The following is a 16044-nucleotide window of genomic DNA, read 5'->3' as shown; positions in this document are numbered from 1 at the left end:
AACCCCAATTTTCTATATTGCGTTCATTATGCACGGCAGTCTGTGCCTATCAAGATTGCTGCTGCGATATCCCGCTGAATCCCCCTCATGAAAGCCTCCCAATTCTTCATCTCCACCCTCAAGGAAGCTCCGGCCGATGCCGAAGTGGTCAGCCACAAGCTCATGATGCGTGCGGGCCTGATCAAAAAGCTGGGTGCTGGCATCTACAACTACATGCCTATGGGCCTGCGCGTGATCCGCAAGGTCGAGGCCATCGTGCGCGAGGAAATGAACCGCGCTGGCGCCATGGAAGTGACCATGCCCGTGGTGCAGCCTGCCGAGCTGTGGGAGGAAACCGGCCGCTTCGAGAAGATGGGCCCCGAGTTGCTGCGCATCCAGGATCGCCACGGCCGTGACTTCGTGATCCAGCCCACCAGCGAAGAGGTGGTGACGGACATCGCCCGCCAGGAGTTCAAGAGCTACAAGCAGCTGCCCAAGAACCTCTACCAGATCCAGACCAAGTTCCGCGACGAACGCCGTCCGCGCTTCGGGCTGATGCGTGGCCGCGAGTTCACGATGAAGGACGCCTACTCCTTCGACAAGGACCGCGACAGCGCCCAGATCAGCTACCAGACCATGCGCGCGGCCTACCAGCGCATCTTTGACCGCTTCGGCCTGCAATACCGTGCCGTGCGCGCCGACAGCGGTGCCATCGGTGGCGACCTGAGCGAAGAGTTCCAGGTGATCGCCTCCACCGGCGAAGACGCCATCGTCTACTGCCCCCAGAGCGACTACGCGGCCAACATCGAGAAGGCCGAGTGCCTGGCACCTGCCAGTCCCCGCCCTGCGGCGTCCCAGCCGCTGCAGAAGGTGGCCACGCCGGGCAACAGCACCTGCGAAGCCGTGGCGGCGCAGCTGGGCCTGCCCCTGAGCCAGACCGTCAAGTCCCTGGTGCTGGCCACCGACACCAGCAACGAGGCCGGTGAGATCGTCCAGACCAAGGTCTGGCTGCTGCTGCTGCGCGGCGACCACGAGATGAACGAGATCAAGGTCGGCAAGGTGGAGGGCCTGGCCAATTTCCGTTTTGCCACCGTGGGCGAGATCGAAGCCCATTTCGGCTGCAAGCCCGGCTACCTGGGCCCCATCGGCCTGAAGCAGCCAGTGAACCTGGTGGTGGACCGCGAAGTGGCTGTGATGGCCGACTGGGTCTGCGGCGCCAACGAGGAAGATTTCCACATCACCGGCGTCAACTTTGGCCGTGACCTGCCCGAGCCGGCCGTGGTGGCCGACCTGCGCAACGTGGTGGCGGGCGACAAGTCGCCCGACGGCGCGGGTGAGTTGGCCATCGAGCGCGGCATCGAAATCGGCCACGTGTTCTACCTGGGCACCAAGTACTCCCAGGCCATGAACGCCACCTTCCTGGGCGACAACGGCAAGCCCCAGCACTTCGAGATGGGCTGCTACGGCATCGGCATCACCCGCCTGCCAGCGGCGGCCATCGAGCAGAACCACGACGAGCGCGGCATCATCTGGCCCGACGCGATTGCGCCGTTCACCGTGGTGATCTGCCCCATCGGCATGGGCCGCAGCGAGGCCGTCAAGGCCGAAGCGGAGAAGCTTTATGCCGAGTTGCTGGCCCTGGGTGTGGACGTGATCCTGGACGACCGCGACGAGCGCCCCGGCGCCATGCTGGCCGACTGGGAGCTGATTGGCGTGCCGCACCGCGTGGTGCTGGGCGACCGTGGCCTCAAGGATGGCGTGGTCGAGTACCAGCACCGCCGTGCTGCCGAGGCCACCAAGCTGCCCACGGCCGACGCGCTGGCGCACCTCAAGGCCCAGCTGGGCTTGCACTGAGCCGCGAGCACCGATAAAAAAGCAGCTGCGGCTGCTTTTTTTACGCCCTGTGCCCCACCGGTGCGGTGCACACTGGCGGCTGTGCCAGCCAGGCGCTATCTCACCCCCTGACAGAATTCGATCCCTGCATGCCCCGGTCCTCGTTCTTGCCCCCACCCCACCAACCGGCCCGGCGTGCCTGCCTGGGCCTGGCTGCGGCCTGGGCGCTGGGGCAGGCGGGGTGGGTGCAGGCCGGTGCACAGCTGGAAGAGCCGCTGGCCGATGCCGTGCGCAGCGCCTTGAGCGCCGCCGTCAGCGACCTGGCGCCGCCGGAGCCGGTGTTTGCCTCCACTGACGCGCGCATCGCCTACCTGCGCTGGCTGACCACCATGAGCGACCGCCTGCAGCGCCGCAAGCCGGACTGGGAGGTGCGGCGCGACTTTCTGCAGACCGTGTGGTACGAGGCCAAGCGCGCAGGGCTGGAGGTGTCGCTGGTGCTGGGCCTGATCCAGGTGGAAAGCGGCTTTCGCAAGTTCGCGGTCTCGGTGGCCGGGGCGCGCGGCTACATGCAGATCATGCCGTTCTGGACGCGCGTGATTGGCGACGGCGATGCGGGCAAGCTGTTCCATATGCAGACCAACCTGCGCTTTGGCTGCGTGATCCTGCGCCACTATTTGGAGCGTGAGCGTGGCGACCTGTTCATGGCCCTGGGGCGCTACAACGGCAGCCGTGGCAAGGACAAATACCCCAGCCTGGTGCTGGGCGCGCAGAAGCAGTGGCTGTTCGATCCGCAGGCGTTGCGCCAGGCATGAAATAAGCAGAGCAGTTGACGCAGCGCAAACAAGGGTTTCAGGGTCTAAGGGCTCTGAAACCCTTTGTTCGTCTGCGCTAGTTGTGTGAATGTGGCAAGGTTGCGGCGCAATCAGGTGCCTGTTGCAGTGTGGATGCCGCCGTTGTTGGGGGAGCGTGGCGCGGCAGATGATGCATGCCCAGCACTGCTGTCTGTGGGCAGGTCCTCCGGCGTGTGCTGCTGCGGGGAGGTGGTCGTCGCGCCTGCGGCTACAGCGTCAGGCCACGGGCGCGCTGGGCCTGGTGCTGCCCCGTCACTTCTCCAGTTATGCCAGGGTTCCTCCGCGCCGACGGCGATCACGGATGATCGCTGTCGGTAAGCGGGCGCGTCCAACGGACGCTCAAGGCACGCTGGGGGTCTCGCGCTGGGGCTTGGGGTGCTGGGCCTCGGGTTTGGAGGCGGCGCCGGGCAGGGTGCTCATGGCCGGGCCGGACGCCGCCACGGCGGCCACGGCCGACAGGGTGGAGGTCGGCGCGTCTGGCACCGGCATCACGCTGCCATCTGCATGCAGGCGCGAGACCAGCACCTGGTCGATGCGGTAGCTGTCCACGTCCATCACCTCGAAGCGGTAGCCGCCCCAGTTCACCGCATCGGTGCGGCGCGGCACGCGGCGCAGCATGACCATCAGAAAGCCGGCCAGGGTTTCGTACTCGTCCTCATTCGGCAGGGCTTCCAGGTCCAGGGCGCGCAGCACATCGTCGATGGGCGTGATGCCGTCGATCAGCCAGGAGTTTTCGTCACGGCGGATGATCTGCTCTTCATCGTCGGGCGAGACCAGGTCGCCCATGACCGTGCTCATCACATCGTTCAGCGTGACCACGCCGACAACCAGGCTGTACTCGTTGAGGATCACGGCAAAGTCTTCGTGCACCTGCTGGAACTGGTCCAGCACCTCGGCCAGGGTCAGCTTGTCGGGCACCAGCAGCACGCGGCGGATCAGGCTGTCGTCCTTGAGCGAGATGGGCAGGTTGTTCAGCACGCGCTGGAACAGGTCCTTGGCGTCCACGTAGCCGACGATGTGGTCGATGTCGCCATCGCACACCGGGTAGGTGGAGAAGGGCTCCTCGGCGATGCGCGCGCGGATCACGTGGTCCGGGTCATCGCGCAGGAAGTAAGCGATGCGGTCTCGCTGTGTCATGGCCGAGGCCACGGTGCGCGAATCCAGCTCGAAGATGTTGGCAATCGCCTGTTGCTCGCGCACCGCCAGCACGCCGGCACGCGCGCCGGCCTCGGTCATGGCCAGGATGTCGTCCGAGGTGATGCGCTCGTCGCGCTGGTCGGGCAGGCCCAGCACGCGGATCAGCGCATCGGTGATGCGGGCGTAGATCCAGACGATGGGCTTGAACACCGTCATGCACAGCTGCATCGGACCCAGCACGCGCAGCAGCAGGTGCTCGGGCTCGACCATGCTCAGGCGGCGTGGCACCAGGTCAGCAAACAGGATGAACAGGGAGGTGATTACCAGGAAGGACAGCACGAAGCCCAGGCTGCTGGCGGTGCTCTCGGGCAGCCACAGTGTCAACAGGCTGCCCAGTGTGCCGCTAAGGGCCCCTTCGCCGACGATACCGCCCAGGATGGCAATGCCGTTCTGGCCCACCTGTACCACGGTGAAATAGTCGCCGGGCTGCTCCTGCATCCTCAGCGCCTTGTCTGCGCGGGGGTCGTCTTCGTCGGCCATCTGGCGCAGGCGCAGACGGCGGGAGGCAGCGAGGGAAATCTCGGCCACGGCGAAGAAGGCACTGGCGGCAATCAACAGCGCGATGATGAACAGGCTTTGCGTCAACGTCATAAGTCAGTGGGGTGGCAGGTGACGGCCGAGTGTCACCATTGTGCATGCCTCCTTCGCATGCCGGCATACCGATCACTCTGTGCCGCTGCCCTGCGGCCGAGAACGAAAAAACCGCCCACAGGGGCGGTTTTGGATAAAGCAGGGGCCATGCCAGCCGTACTGGTCATTGGGGTTGGCATCGGTCCCAGCAGCTGCATGTGATCAGGCCTCGCCGTTGATCACTTGCTGCAGTTCGCCGGACTCGTACATCTCCATCATGATGTCCGAGCCGCCGATGAATTCGCCGCGGATGTACAGCTGGGGGATGGTGGGCCAGTTGCTGTAGTCCTTGATGCCCTGGCGGATTTCCTGGTCTTCCAGCACGTTCACGGTGGCGATCGCCTTGGGCTCCACGCCGCAGGCCTTCAGGATCTGGATGGCGCGGCCCGAGAAACCGCACATGGGGAAGCTGGCGCTGCCCTTCATGAACAGCAGGATGTCGTTGTTCTTGACCAGTTGGTCGATGCGTTGTTGTACGTCGCTCATGGGTTCTCCTTGCAGGGGAGCCTGGGCGTGGTCCGCCCGGCAATGCCTGTGATTATTTCACTGTCTCGCCAACGTTGGCGCCGTCCGGGATTTGCCCGCCTGTGCAGCGGTCCACGCCGGCCAGGTCCTGGCGGCTGTGCACCTGCACAAAACCGGCGCTGCGCAGCAGGGCCTGCACGTCAGAGGCCTGGTCCCAGCCGTGCTCCAGCAGCAGCCAGCCGCCGGGCGGCAGGTGCGCGGGGGCCTGGGCGACGATGGCGCGCAGGTCCTGCAGGCCGTCGGCGCCGCTGGTCAGGGCGTGGCGGGGCTCGTGGCGCAGCGCGGGCATGTGGGGATCGTCCTCGCGGATGTAGGGCGGGTTGCTGGCGATGACGTCAAACACCCCCTCCACCTGCTCCAGCCACGACGAGGCCACGAACTGCACCGGCAGCTGCAAGCGCTGTGCGTTGGCGCGCGCCACGTCCAGCGCCTGCGGGCTGAAGTCGACGGCGGTCACGGCGGCGTCCGGGCGCTGGCTTTGTACGGCCAGGGCGATGGCACCGCTGCCGGTGCCCAGGTCGGCCACGCGGGGTGAAACGATTTTTTCCACCACGTCCAGCACCCACTCCACCAGCGTCTCCGTGTCGGGGCGCGGGTCCAGCACGCGGGCATCCACCTGCAGCGGCAGGCCGAAAAATTCTTTGCAGCCCGTCAGATAGGCCACGGGCACGCCATCCAGGCGCTGGGCGCACAGCTGCGCAAACTGCGCCTGCTGGTCGTGGCTCAGCGGGTCCTGGTCGTGCGTCAGCAGCCAGGCGCGGCTGGCACCGGGCTGGCCCAGCACGTGCAGCAGCAGCATTTGCGCGTCAATGCGCGCCAGGCCCTGCTGGTGGGCCTGGCGCAGGGCATGCTGCAAAGTCAAAGGTGAGTTCACTTTGTATAGCTGCTGGAGCAGACGGTATGAGCGTTAGAGGTTAATTGGGCTTGAAAAGATTGAAAGACTCGCTCACACCACGCTGGATACGTTGTTGTGCCTTGTCGCACGCCAGTACGGCACGCAGTTTCACGCTTTGCCATCGTCCATCTTCGGTGTGCGGGATGGTGTTTGCCGATCTCCCTAAGTATTCACTTCCAGCTCGGCCAGCAGTTCGGCCTCGCGGGCCTGCTGCAGCGCCTGGATCACATCGCCCAGGTCCCCTTCCATGATGTTCAGCAGCTTGTACAGCGTCAGGTTGATGCGGTGGTCGGTCAGGCGGCCCTGGGGGAAGTTGTAGGTGCGGATGCGGTCGCTGCGGTCGCCCGAACCAATCAGGCCCTTGCGCAGCGCGGCTTCCTTGGCCTCGCGCTCCTTGCGTTCCTTTTCCTGAATGCGCGCCTGCAGCACCTGCAGGGCCTTGGCCTTGTTGCTGTGCTGGCTGCGGCCGTCCTGGCATTCGGCGACGATGCCCGTGGGCAGGTGGACCACGCGCACGGCCGAGTCGGTCTTGTTGATGTGCTGGCCGCCGGCGCCGCTGGCGCGGAAAGTGTCGATGCGCAGGTCGGCCGGGTTCAGGGTGATGGCCTGCTGCTCGTCGGGCTCGGGCATCACCGCCACGGTGCAGGCGCTGGTGTGGATGCGGCCCTGGGTCTCGGTGGCGGGCACGCGCTGCACGCGGTGGCCACCGGATTCAAAGCGCAGCGCGCCGTACACGCGTTCGCCCTCGATGCGCAGCACCACTTCCTTGTAGCCGCCCAGTTCGCTGTCGTTGGCGCTCATCACCTCCACCTTCCAGCCCACGTTGGCGGCGTAGCGGGTGTACATGCGCGCCAGGTCGCCGGCGAACAGGGCTGATTCGTCACCGCCCGTGCCGGCGCGGATTTCCACGAAGGCCGGGCGCTCATCGTCCGGGTCCTTGGGCAGCAGCAGGCGCTGCAGTTCGTCCTCGAGCTTGAGCAGCTCGGCCTCGCCGGCCTGGATCTCTTCCTGCGCCATCTCGGCCATGTCCGGGTCGTCCAGCATCTCGCGTGCGGTGGCGATGTCGGTCTCGGTCTGCAGGTAGCGCTGGTAGCGGCCGGCCACGGCGGTCACGTCGGCATGCTCGCGCGAGATGCGGCGGTACTGCTGCATGTCGCCCATGATGTCTTCGCGCGAGAGCAGGAAATCCAGTTCTTCAAGGCGCTGGGCATAGCGCTCCAGCTGGGTGCGCAGGAATGGTTGCATGGTCGATTGGGGGAAATGGGGTGCTACTTGAAACGTAGCGGCAAGCGCTGGTCAGATCGGCGCTGGAGGGTGTTTTGGCTCAGAAGCCGCAGCGCGCAGCGGCGCTAACGCTGGCCGGGCTTGCCGGGGCGCAGGAACAGCCGGGAGACGGTGTCCACCGTCTGGGCGCGCTCTTCGGCGCTGCCCTTGTGCAGGGCCGCCAGGGTGCCGTGCATCATCTTCTGGGTCAGGCCGCGTGACAGGGCGTCGAGCACGGCATCCACATCCTCGCCCTTGGCCAGCAGCTTCTTGGCGCGGGCGATTTCGGCGGCGCGCCAGGCATCGGTCTGGGCGTTGAGCTGCTGGATCAGCGGCACCACGCCGCCCTGGGCGCGCTGGTGCATCCACTGCATGAAGTTCAGCACGCCGGCGTCGATGATGACCTCGGCCTCGGCCACGGTGGCCTGGCGCTGGGCCTGGGCGGTGCGCACCACGCTGGCCAGATCGTCCACGGTGTACAGGTAGACGTCACGCAGGTCCTTGACCTCGGGCTCGATGTCGCGGGGCACGGCCAGGTCGACCATGAACATGGGGCGGTGCTTGCGTTTTTTGAGCGCGCGCTCGATCGCTCCCAGGCCGATGATGGGTAGGGTCGAGGCCGTGCAGCTGATGATGGCGTCGTACTCGTGCAGGTGCTCGGGAATCTCGGCCAGCGGCATCACCTCGGCGCCAAAGCGGCTGGCCAGCTTTTCCCCGCGCTCCATGGTGCGGTTGGCGATGGTGATGTGGGCGGGGTTCTTGGCGGCAAAGTGGGTGGTGGCCAGCTCAATCATCTCGCCGGCGCCCACGAACAGGATGCGGATCTTTGTGAGGTCTTCGAACAGCTGGCCGGCCAGGCGCACGGCGGCGGCGGCCATGGAAATCGAGTGCTCGCCGATCTCGGTGGAGCTGCGCACTTCCTTGGCCACGGCAAAGCTGCGCTGGAACAGCTGGTTCAGCGTGCTGCCAAGGGCGCCGGCTTCCTCGGCGGCGCGCACGGCGTTCTTCATCTGGCCCAGGATCTGGGTTTCGCCCAGCACCATGGAGTCCAGGCCTGAGGCCACGCGGAAGGCATGGCGCGCGGCGGAGCCGTCTTCCAGCAGGTAGGAGTGCGAGCGCAGCATGTCCGCACTCACGCCGCCGGCATGGGCCAGCCAGCCCAGGGTGTGGTCCAGGGCGGGGGCGTCGGCGGCGCAGTAAATCTCGGTGCGGTTGCAGGTCGAGAGGATGGCGGTTTCCACCTCGGGGTGGCGTGTGGCGCTGGTCAGCGCCTGGCGCAATCCGTGCAGGGTGGGGGCGATCTGGTCGATGGCGAACGCAAAACGGCCCCGTAAATCCAACGGTGCCGTGTTGTGGTTGATGCCGAGTGCCCAGACTGCCATAAGCCGAGATTATAAAATTTGCTGCCGCTTTGCGCTGTCCTACAGTCCAAAGTCTTGATCTGTGTCATTTCTATGCCCGTCCTGGACTACCTCAACCACCTGCTCAACTTCGTGGCACCGGCTGTTTTTCTGGCCCTGGTGCTGGCGCTGGGCGCGTGCGTGCTGTGGCGCAAACGGGCGCACCTGCTGCCCTGGTACCTGATGGCCGCCGTCAACCTGCTGCTGGGCGTGCTGGTGCTGGCCCTGGGCGTGGTGCTGACCGGCCACGACGGCCGCATGGGTACTTATGCCGTCCTGGTGCTGGCCATGGGCAGCTGCCAGTGGCTGATGTCCCAGGGCTGGCGCGGCTGAGCCGCACGACGCTGCCCGCGTTCCTGACCGAACAGTTGCGGCCTAAGTGGTGCGGCGGAGGCGCCTAGGCCTGCGCGTACTGGGCCTGGTCGTCCCGGGCTTGCGCCAGCACCCAGTCACGGAAATCCTGCAACGCATGCGAGGCCGGCCGCGAAGCGGGCTGGCACAGGAAATAGCCGCGCTCGATCTGGAAGGGCCGGTGCACGGGGATGGCCACGCGCCCGGCGGCCAGATCGTCCTCGATCAGGCAGCGCTGCACCACGGCCACGCCCATGCCGGCGACCACGGCCTGCACCAGCATGCCCACCAACTCGAAGTCGGCGGCCGGTGCCGGGTAGGGGCCGTCACAGCCCATTTTTTCGAACCAGCGCGCCCAATTGTCCGGGTAGTTGGTGTGCGCCAGCAGCGGGCGGCGCAGCAGGTCCTGCGGGCGGCAGATGCCCAACGCATCCTGCGGCCGGCAGATGGGCACCAGATCGCGGCCCACCAGGTAGTCGGCCTGCACGGTCTCGGGAAACGGCATGCTGCCGATGCGGACCCAGGCGTCGATGTCGGGCGAGGTGATGGGGTCGTCGCGCCGATACGGGGCGAACGACAGCACGGTCCCCGGGTGGCGCGCGCTGAAATCCGGCAGGCGCGGGATCAGCCAGTGGCTGAACAGCGTGGGCGGCATGGACAGGCGCACATGCCGGCCCTCGCGCTTGCGGCGCATGGCCTGGGTGGCCGATTCGATGGTGAAGATGGCCGGCCCCACGGCGTCCAGGTACTGGCGCCCGGCCGTGGTCAGCACGCTGCGCCGGCCCTGGCGCTCGAAGACGGCAAAGCCCAGGTGCTCTTCCAGGCGGGCAATCGCGCGGCTGATGGCCCCTTGGGTGACCTGCAGGGCATCGGCCGCCTGGGTGTAGCTGCCCAGCCGCGCGGCCTGGACAAAGGCATGGAGCTCCGAAATGGACGGGGACTGAAGGCGCATGACCAAATTATGACTTTTGGTAATGCTTGCTTGTTTTTTTGTCCCTTTTTTCCTGCGCCCCAGTGGCCAAGAATCTGTGCGTACCCCTCATAAAACATCGGAACCCTGGAGAAAACCCCATGATCTTGCGCCGCACCCTGTTGTCTTCCGTCGCCGCTGCTGCCGCCTTGGGCGCTTTGGCCCCCGCTGCCCTGGCTGCCGACAACTACCCCAGCCGTCCGATCAAGCTGGTGGTGCCATTTGGTGCGGGGGGGTCGACCGACATCGTGGCGCGCCTGCTGGCCGACAAAATGGGCCCCATCCTGGGCCAGCCCATCGTCATCGAGAACAAGGGCGGCGCCGGTGGCTCGATCGGTGCCGCGGAAATCGCCAAGGCCGCTCCCGATGGCTACACCATCGGCATGGCCACCGTGTCCACGCACGGCGCCAACCCCGCGATCATGGCCAAGTTGCCCTATGACGCGAAAAAGGACTTCGCCCCCATCACCAACGTGATGGCCGTGCCCAGCGTGTTTGTGGTGCACCCCAGCGTGCCTGCCAAGACGATGAAGGAGTTCATCGCCCTGGCCAAGAAGGAACCCGGCAAGTACAGCTTCGCCTCGCCCGGCACCGGCTCGCTGGGCCATGCCAACATCGAAAACTTCATGAACCTGGCGGGCATCGACCTGCTGCACATCCCCTACAAGGGCGCGGGCCAGGCGCTGAACGACGCACTGGGGGGCCAGGTGCACGCAATGACGGACAACCTGTCCTCGTCGCTGACCAATATCAAGGCCGGCAAGCTGCGTCCGCTGGCGGTGCTGGCGCTCAAGCGCACCGAGGTGCTGCCGGACGTGCCCACCTATGCCGAGCTGGGCTACCCCCAGATGGGTGATGGCGGCTGGTTCGGCCTGGTGGCCCCCGCAGGCACGCCCAAGGCCATCATCGACCAGCTGAACGCGGCCGCCCACAAGGCCATGCAGGACCCCAGCTACCTGGCCAAGCAAAAGGACATCGCCGGTGAAGGTATGGCCAACACGCCCGAGCAGTTTGCCAAGCAGATCGATGCCGCCATCGCCCGCTACACCGCCGTGGCCCAGCGCGCCAACATCAAGATCAACTGATGCCCGGTTTGCCTGATTTTCTGCAGCCCCGCCCGGAGGCCCCGGTGCGGGTGCACCCGCCCCAGGCCGAGGTCTTGCCGCTGGTGTGCGACTCCCCGCACAGCGGCACGGCCTATCCGGCGGATTTCGGGTTCGCGCTGCCCCTGGCGCAGCTGCGCCGCGGGGAGGACTCGCTGGTGGACCGCCTGTGGCAGGCCTGGCCCGAGCATGGTGCGACCCTGGTCGAGGCCACGTTTCCGCGCACCTACATCGATCCCAACCGCGAGGAAGACGACATCAACCCCGCGATGCTGGACGGCCCCTGGCCCACGCCGCTGCACCCCAGCCCCAAGACCCTGCAGGGCTTAGGTCTGGTGTGGGAGAAGCTCAGCCAGGCCGGCCGTTCCACCCCGGTGTACGACCGCGCACTCAGCGTGGCCGAGGTGCAGCAGCGCATCGAGCGCTACTGGCGCCCCTACCACGCCGCGCTGGCGCAGGCCATCCGCTGGTGTGTGGGGCGTTTCGGCGGGGTCTGGCACATCAACCTGCACTCCATGCCCAGCGATGTCTACCAGCGCCTGGGCACGCCCGAGAAGACCCTGGCCGACTTTGTCCTGGGCGACCGGGATGGCACGACCTGCGATCCGGACTTTATCCGCCTGATTGGCGAGACCTTGCAGGCCCAGGGCTACAGCGTGGCCTACAACGAGCCGTACAAGGGCGTGGCCCTGATCGGCCGCATTGGCCAGCCGCATCTGCACCGCCACAGCCTGCAAATCGAGATCAACCGCCGCATCTACCTGGACGAGGACACACGCCTGCCCAGCGCCGGCTTTGCCCAGGTGCAGCAGCACCTGCAGCAGTTGATGCCGGTGGTGGCCGAGCACGTGCGCCAGCGCATGCGCCAACTGCCGCGCGCCTGAGCCTGCGGGCTTGTCGGTGGCGGCATCGCGGCCCGGAATGGCCCTGACCGCCCGCGGGGTGAGGGCACGCGAACGCCCCGGGGTTTTCACGGATTTGACATGAATTTGTCACATTACAGTCCCGCGGCCCCGGGCTGGCTCCCTAGAATCCGCCCGCCATGCCTGTCGCCAGACGGCAGGCGGGCCATTCCACAACAAGGAGCATTGAATGAACACAACATGGCGTACATGCCTGGCTGCGGCCGCGTGCCTGGTGGCTGCGGTGGGGGCGCAGGCGCAGGACTTTCCCAGCAAGCCCATCCGCATCGTGATGGGGTTCCCGGCCGGCGGCCCGCTGGACCAGCACGCCCGCCTGCTGTCCGACAAGCTGCAGGCCGAGCTGGGCCAGCCCATCGTCATGGACTACAAGCCCGGTGCCGGCGGCACGCTGGGGGCGCAGGAGGTCATGAAGGCAGCGCCCGACGGGCACACGCTGATGATCGCCAACACCGGGGTGATGGTGATCAACCCCGCGCTCTACCCCAAGCTGCCCTACCAGACGCTGCGGGACTTCACGCCGATTGCGCGCACCGCCATGCAGCCGCTGGCGCTGCTGGTCAGCAACAACACCCCAGTCAAGACCCTGCCGGAGTTCATCAGCTATGCCAAGGCCCATCCGGGCAAGGTCAACTTCGGCTCGGCCGGCAACGGTGGCATCAGCCACCTGGTGCCCGAGATGTTCAAGTCCGCCACCGGCATCCAGATGGTGCACATCCCCTACAAGGGCAGCGCCCCGGCCTTCACCGACCTGATGGGCGGGCAGGTGCAGTTCATGGCTGAGAGCATTCCGCAGGCCGCGGCCTACCACAAGCAGGGCAAGGTGCGCGCGCTGGCCGTGACCAGCCGGGAGCGCAACCCGGCGCTGCCCGAGATCCCGACCGCCATCGAAAGCGGCCTCAAGGGCTTCGAAGTGGTTGGCTTCTACGGCTTCCTGGCCCCGGCCGGCACGCCCAAGCCTGTGGTCGATCGCCTGAGCCAGGCCTTCCAGAAGGTGATGGAGAACCCCGAGCTGCGCGAGCGCATGGTCAGCCAGGGCGCCAACCCCGACTTCATGGGGTCCGAGACCTTTGCCAAGTTCCTCGCCGCCGAAATGCCCCGCTGGGCCGATGCGGTCAAGGCCTCGGGCACGAAGATGGACTGAGCGTGCAGCCCGCGTGGCAGGCTGCGCAAAGAGCAAGGCCTTCCCGCAGGGGAAGGCCTTTTTGGATGCCGTGCTGGCGAACTCGATAGCGCACAGCGCGCGCTGTGCAAGCATTTCAGTGTGTTTTGTGCATGAAATGCGCTGTGATAGAGCGCAAACAGCTCTCTTTTTTAGATCGAGGTGCTAGTTTGGGCCGGGCTGAACAGGTCCACGCGGTCGGTGATGATGCCGTCCGTGCCCAGGTCGATCAGGCGCTGGGCGGCCCATTCGTCGTTCACGGTGTAGCTGCTGCAGCGCAGGCCGGCGCCATGCACCTTGGCCACCAGCTCGGGGGTCCACAGCGCGTGGTTGAGCACCATGGCGTGGCAGTCCAGGTCCAAGGCCACTTGCAGATCGGCGTCACCGTTGCCATCGGCCAGCTTGTCCACCAGCAGGCCGCGCGGGATGTGGGGCGCGGTTTCGCGCGCGCCCTGCAGGGCCTCGGGCTTGAACGAGGTGAACAGCGGCGGCACGTCGCTGTGCGGCCAGATGCGCTGCATCAGCGTGCCGCAGGCGCGACCGGTTTCCAGCTCCTGGCCGGGTGTGGGCTTGATCTCCACATTCAGGTGCAGGTGGTTGGCCAGGCACCAGCGCGCCAGGGCTTCCAGCGTGGGCAGGGCCTCGCCCGCGTAGGCGCGCGAGTGCCAGCTGCCGGCATCGAGCTGGGCGATCTGACCCATGGTCAATGCGCCGCCGACGCCGTGGCCGTTGGTGGTGCGCTCCAGCGTGGCGTCGTGCATCAGGAACAGCACGCCATCGCTGCTGAGCTTGGCGTCGCACTCAAAAAAGCGGTAGCCGTGCTGCGCGCCCAGGCGGAAGGCGCTCAAGGTGTTTTCCGGTGCCAGCTTGCCGGCACCGCGGTGGGCCACCCAACGGGGGTAGGGCCAGGGTTTCAATGCAGTAGTCATCGTGGATTTGCGCCCCTAGAGACGTGAAAAAAGCGCCGTCAGCGTGGGCTGGGGCGCTTGGGAAAGCTTAGTGCAGAAGTCATTCCGCAGGCATGCACCTGTGCATTCGGCGCGGCCACGCGCCTGAACGCTCAGGCGCGCTTGCCGGTTTCGGCGTCGAACCAGTGCAGACGGTCCTGGCGGGCCGAGATGCGGGCGGTCTCGCCGGGCTTAGGGAAGGGCTTGCCTTCTTCCACGCGCACGGTGACGTCCTCGTCACCCACCTTGCCGTACAGCAGGCGCTCGGCACCCAGCAGTTCCACGGTTTCCACGCGGAATTCCACGCCGCCGGTTTCCACCAGGTCGATGTGCTCGGGGCGGATGCCCAGGATCAGGCCGGGCTTGCCGTTGGGCGAGTGCTTGAGCAGGTTCATCGGGGGCGAACCGATGAAGCCGGCCACGAAGGTGGAAGCGGGGGTGTGGTAGACCTCTTCGGGCGTGCCGAACTGTTCCACGTTGCCGCCGTTCATCACCACCATGCGCTGGGCCAGGGTCATGGCCTCGACCTGATCGTGGGTCACGAACAGGCTGGTGATGCCCAGTTCGGCGTGCAGCTTCTGGATCTCGATGCGGGTCTGGCCGCGCAGCTTGGCGTCCAGGTTGGACAGGGGCTCGTCGAAGAGGAACACCTGGGGCTGGCGCACGATGGCGCGGCCCATGGCCACGCGCTGGCGCTGGCCGCCGGACAGCTGGCGCGGCTTGCGGTCCAGCAGGTGGGACAGCTCCAGGATCTTGGCGGCCTTGTCCACGCGGCGCTTGATCTCGTCCTCGGGCACCTTGGCGAGCTTCAGGCCGTAGGCCATGTTCTCGTAGTTGCTCATGTGGGGGTAGAGCGCGTAGTTCTGGAACACCATGGCGATGTTGCGCTTGGCGGGTTCCAGGTCGTTGACCTTCTTGTCGCCGATGATCAGGTCACCACCGGTGATTTCTTCCAGGCCGGCAATCATGCGCAGCAGGGTGGACTTGCCGCAGCCCGAGGGGCCGACCAGCACGATGAATTCGCCGTCCTTGATGTCGACGTTCACGCCATGGATCACGGGCACGGCCGTCTTGCCGGTGCCGTAGCGCTTGACGATGTTCTTGAGAGAGATGGATGCCATAACAGTATTTCGTTGAATCGGTCAAAAGAGGGTGGATGCGGCAGCGGATTACTTTTCGGTATCCACCAGGCCTTTGACAAACCACTTTTGCATCAGGATCACGACCAAGGTCGGGGGCAGCATGGCCAGGATGGCAGTGGCCATCACGATGTTCCAGTCCACGGCGGCTTCACCGCCGGCCAGCATGCGCTTGATGCCGATCACCACGGGGTACATGTCTTCCGAGGTGGTCATCAGCAGCGGCCACAGGTACTGGTTCCAGCCGTAGATGAACTGGATCACGAACAGCGCAGCGATCGAGGTCTTGGACAAGGGCACCAGGATGTCCTTGAAAAAGCGCATGGCGCCGGCGCCGTCGATGCGGGCGGCCTCCACCAGCTCGTCCGGCACGGTCAGGAAGAACTGGCGGAACAGGAAGGTGGCGGTCGCCGAGGCGATCAGGGGCAGGGTCAGGCCTGCGTAGCTGTTGAGCAGGCCCAGGTCGGCCACGACCTTGTAGGTGGGCAGAATCCGCACTTCCACGGGCAGCATCAGCGTCAGGAAGATGGCCCAGAAGCACAGCATCTTGAAGGGGAAGCGGAAGTAGACGATGGCGAAGGCCGACAGCAGCGAGATGGCGATCTTGCCGAGGGTGATGACCATGGCCACCACGAAGCTCACCCACATCATGTGCACGACGTTGGTGTTGGAGCCCAGCTTGCCGGAGCCCAGCAGCGCTTCCTTGTAGTTGTCCCACATGTGGGCGCCGGGCAGCAGCGGCATGGGCGACTGCACGATGGCATCGGCCGTGTGGGTCGAGGCGATCAGCGCCAGGTACAGCGGAAAGGCGACGATCGCCACGCCGAGGATCAGGACGGTGTGCGAGATGAAGGTGAGCCAGGGATTGCGATCAACCAT

Annotated in this window: 15 protein-coding genes; 6 read left to right on the top strand and 9 right to left on the bottom strand. The window is 66.1% G+C overall.

Annotation, left to right across the window (positions count from 1 at the left end; all coding sequences use genetic code 11):
- Window positions 1-87 precede the first annotated feature (87 nt).
- Window positions 88-1833 carry a proline--tRNA ligase gene (locus FYM52_RS04990; RefSeq protein WP_154163302.1) on the top strand — a complete coding sequence of 582 codons (1746 nt, stop codon included), beginning with the start codon at window positions 88-90 and terminating at the stop codon, window positions 1831-1833.
- A gap of 146 nt (window positions 1834-1979) precedes the next feature.
- Complete coding sequence (locus tag FYM52_RS04985) at window positions 1980-2624, top strand: lytic transglycosylase domain-containing protein (RefSeq protein WP_370513800.1); 645 nt, start codon at window positions 1980-1982, stop codon at window positions 2622-2624.
- A gap of 378 nt (window positions 2625-3002) precedes the next feature.
- On the opposite strand, the gene FYM52_RS04980 is transcribed toward FYM52_RS04985, so the two are convergent.
- The 5 genes from FYM52_RS04980 to hemA form a co-directional block, all read right to left on the bottom strand.
- A complete protein-coding gene (locus FYM52_RS04980) occupies window positions 3003-4451 on the bottom strand; it encodes a hemolysin family protein (protein ID WP_081888972.1) in 1449 nt (482 codons plus the stop codon).
- Window positions 4452-4652: 201 nt separating this feature from the next.
- Window positions 4653-4976 carry a Grx4 family monothiol glutaredoxin gene (grxD, locus tag FYM52_RS04975; protein WP_042416983.1) on the bottom strand — a complete coding sequence of 108 codons (324 nt, stop codon included), beginning with the start codon at window positions 4974-4976 and terminating at the stop codon, window positions 4653-4655.
- Window positions 4977-5028: 52 nt separating this feature from the next.
- Window positions 5029-5877 (bottom strand): peptide chain release factor N(5)-glutamine methyltransferase, encoded by an 849-nt coding sequence (prmC, locus tag FYM52_RS04970; RefSeq protein WP_234687625.1) that lies wholly within the window; start codon window positions 5875-5877, stop codon window positions 5029-5031.
- 195 nt (window positions 5878-6072) lie between these two features.
- Window positions 6073-7155: a peptide chain release factor 1 gene (gene prfA / locus FYM52_RS04965; RefSeq protein ID WP_154163299.1), complete on the bottom strand. Its 1083-nt coding sequence runs from the start codon at window positions 7153-7155 to the stop codon at window positions 6073-6075.
- A gap of 104 nt (window positions 7156-7259) precedes the next feature.
- Entirely contained in the window at window positions 7260-8555 is a 1296-nt protein-coding gene (gene hemA / locus FYM52_RS04960) for a glutamyl-tRNA reductase (RefSeq protein ID WP_154163298.1), read from the bottom strand.
- A gap of 72 nt (window positions 8556-8627) precedes the next feature.
- On the opposite strand from hemA, the gene FYM52_RS04955 reads away from it, so the two are divergent.
- A complete protein-coding gene (locus tag FYM52_RS04955; protein WP_154163297.1) occupies window positions 8628-8906 on the top strand; it encodes a hypothetical protein in 279 nt (92 codons plus the stop codon).
- Between the two features lie 64 nt (window positions 8907-8970).
- Here the strand turns inward: FYM52_RS04955 and FYM52_RS04950 are convergent, their stop codons facing one another.
- The gene (locus tag FYM52_RS04950; protein WP_154163296.1) at window positions 8971-9876 is read right to left on the bottom strand and encodes a LysR substrate-binding domain-containing protein; all 906 of its coding nucleotides are present in this window, start codon (window positions 9874-9876) and stop codon (window positions 8971-8973) included.
- Window positions 9877-9995: 119 nt separating this feature from the next.
- Here FYM52_RS04950 and FYM52_RS04945 point away from each other — a divergent pair, with 119 nt between their 5' ends.
- The 3 genes from FYM52_RS04945 to FYM52_RS04935 all read left to right on the top strand — a co-directional run bounded on the left by FYM52_RS04945 (window position 9996) and on the right by FYM52_RS04935 (window position 13061).
- The gene (locus FYM52_RS04945; RefSeq protein WP_154163295.1) at window positions 9996-10979 is read left to right on the top strand and encodes a tripartite tricarboxylate transporter substrate binding protein BugE; all 984 of its coding nucleotides are present in this window, start codon (window positions 9996-9998) and stop codon (window positions 10977-10979) included.
- A complete protein-coding gene (locus FYM52_RS04940) occupies window positions 10979-11881 on the top strand; it encodes an N-formylglutamate amidohydrolase (RefSeq protein ID WP_154163294.1) in 903 nt (300 codons plus the stop codon). Before FYM52_RS04945 ends, FYM52_RS04940 begins: the two co-directional genes overlap by 1 nt.
- A gap of 208 nt (window positions 11882-12089) precedes the next feature.
- Entirely contained in the window at window positions 12090-13061 is a 972-nt protein-coding gene (locus FYM52_RS04935; RefSeq protein ID WP_154163293.1) for a tripartite tricarboxylate transporter substrate binding protein, read from the top strand.
- Between the two features lie 170 nt (window positions 13062-13231).
- Here FYM52_RS04935 and ugpQ read toward each other — a convergent pair whose 3' ends face one another.
- The 3 genes from ugpQ to ugpE all read right to left on the bottom strand — a co-directional run bounded on the left by ugpQ (window position 13232) and on the right by ugpE (window position 16044).
- Entirely contained in the window at window positions 13232-14008 is a 777-nt protein-coding gene (gene ugpQ, locus FYM52_RS04930; RefSeq protein ID WP_154163292.1) for a glycerophosphodiester phosphodiesterase, read from the bottom strand.
- Window positions 14009-14139: 131 nt separating this feature from the next.
- Complete coding sequence (locus FYM52_RS04925; RefSeq protein ID WP_042416960.1) at window positions 14140-15147, bottom strand: sn-glycerol-3-phosphate import ATP-binding protein UgpC; 1008 nt, start codon at window positions 15145-15147, stop codon at window positions 14140-14142.
- Window positions 15148-15195: 48 nt separating this feature from the next.
- A complete protein-coding gene (gene ugpE / locus FYM52_RS04920; protein WP_154163291.1) occupies window positions 15196-16044 on the bottom strand; it encodes a sn-glycerol-3-phosphate ABC transporter permease UgpE in 849 nt (282 codons plus the stop codon).

Origin of the sequence: Comamonas sp. CAH-2, assembly GCF_009668305.1 — a bacterium.
Taxonomy (GTDB): Bacteria; Pseudomonadota; Gammaproteobacteria; order Burkholderiales; family Burkholderiaceae_C; genus Comamonas; species Comamonas aquatica.
Note: the sequence above shows the minus strand (reverse complement) of the source record. Positions and strands in the feature narration are given on the sequence as shown.